This window comes from Streptomyces sp. NPDC003038 (assembly GCF_040611115.1).
GTDB lineage: Bacteria > Actinomycetota > Actinomycetes > Streptomycetales > Streptomycetaceae > Streptomyces.
The window spans coordinates 1-1874 of the sequence record NZ_JBEXNN010000105.1; the positions used below are offsets into that span (position 1 = coordinate 1).

A 1874-nucleotide genomic window follows, 5' to 3' on the forward strand; every position below is an offset into this window, starting at 1 on the left:
CGCCCACATGCACAACCTCGCCCTCGCCGCATGACCAGACCGGCCCTTAACTCGGTCCTGACCTGCCCACACACGACCTTCTGCAACACGCTTTAGGTGACCACCATCGTCAAGCCGTGCGTCCCCAGTGCCTTCCCGTGCGCGCTGACCTGCTGATCCGTGTCCTCGGCTGTGCCGGTCGGTCCGGTCCAACCACGGACCGCACTCGCACTGCGGGCGTGCCGCCGCGCCACCACGCTCCGTCGAGCAGTTCCCTGCGTGGCGCCTTACCACTCAGGCGCGCGCACGTCCCCGTACTTGAAAGGGCCTTGCGGGTGGTCTTCGAAGTGAAGGTGAGGACCGATTGCTCGTCCAGTCACACCAACAGTTCCGAGCTCATTTCCTGCCAAGACGGATTGGCCACCACGTACCTTGATCCGCGAAAGGTGAGCGTAAACGTACAGCCGTCCATTGTCTGCTCGAAGTCCAACCCACTTGCCGAACCCGCGTGGGTCATCTTTAGCGACTTCGATCCTGCCGGAACGGACGGCGTAAACACTGGCCCCTGCGGGGGCTGCGTAGTCAACCCCGGTGTGAAAGCCGGATGCGTAACGTGTGTGCCGCACTCCGTACTTGTGTGAAATCTTTCCTGACGCCAGAGGAGAAGCGAGACGCACCGTTCGTAGCGGCCCTGCCGCCTGAAGACCTAGAGCATAGAATGCTGACTCCAAGGGAATATCCTTGGGCATTTGTCGTTTTTTCAGGAACTCATTGTAGGCCGCCTGCGTCTGCCGTCCATAAAGGCCAGTGGCTCCAGCGGGAAGGGATCCTCCGTGGTTAATCAAGGCGTGCTGAAAAAGACGGATGCTGTCGTTTCTCTCGCCGTACCTAACATCAGCGAAGCATGCTGCCTCCATGGACCTTTTTTTGGGATGCGAGGCGAGGAAAATAGAACCGCCTCGTTCAGCTACCGAGGGCCTGGGGTCGAGTTGGCGGCGAGGAGAATTTCCTGCGCGCGACATATTTGTGGCATGAGTTCCAGACGCCTCGACCAAGGTAAGGGTAGCCGCAGCTTGCAGATTACAGCGCCTGCTCCTGACTGCCGTGATGTCCTCGCTTGATCTTTCCCAACTCGATCGATGGTGCCCCTTCCCTCCTGATGCACCGATCCCACCCAGTGCACGGAGAGGATGTCCTGCCGCTGCAGACCCCTCCGAAACACGACTGGTCTGATTCCAAGGGATCCCGGGCGCGAGGTCAACTGCCAGTACGAGACACAAAAGGATGGAAATCACTACCACACGCTTCGCTTGGCCGGAAACGACATGAGCGGGCATCGCGAACAGTCCCGCGCGCCTTACGCGACCGCCCTGCGTGGGAATTCTCGTCTTTCGACGCCTACCAGTCGGTTTGAGAAACGCGGAAAGCGACAACGGGACCCTCCTTCATCTTCGGACCCAGGCAGCATCGGGGATGCCGGTACGAAAAGCCGACGGCGACTCGCCGGGCAGAGGCAGATAACAGAATTGTAGGCAGGTACCTAAGAGCTCGTAACAGGATCCTGATGAGAAGTCCTGGTCGGGCGTGACCGGTGTGACGATTCGGCCGTTCGTGATGGTGTGAGCACTCGGCCGTGGATCGTGGACGACGACTTGTGGGCGCTGATCGACTGTTCCTGCAAGGCATCTTGTACGTGCTCTGCAACGACATTGCCTGGCAACGTCTGCCCCCTGAGCTGGGGTTCGGTTCGGGCAGACCCCGAACATCAAGGGCATGGGCAAGCTCCGCTACGTCGTCGAGGCGGGTGGGTACAGCGGGCGGAGACCGATGCCGGGCAGCGGCCCGGGACCTCGTCGGCGGATGCCCTGCGGATCGCGGAGCTGGAGCGGACGGTC

General features: G+C 60.9%; 1 protein-coding gene. It reads right to left on the bottom strand.

The window, feature by feature from the left end; translation table 11 throughout:
- Positions 1–266: 266 nt before the first annotated feature.
- Complete coding sequence (locus tag ABZX75_RS34260; protein WP_355418139.1) at positions 267–1316, bottom strand: M23 family metallopeptidase; 1050 nt, start codon at positions 1314–1316, stop codon at positions 267–269.
- Positions 1317–1874 lie beyond the last annotated feature (558 nt).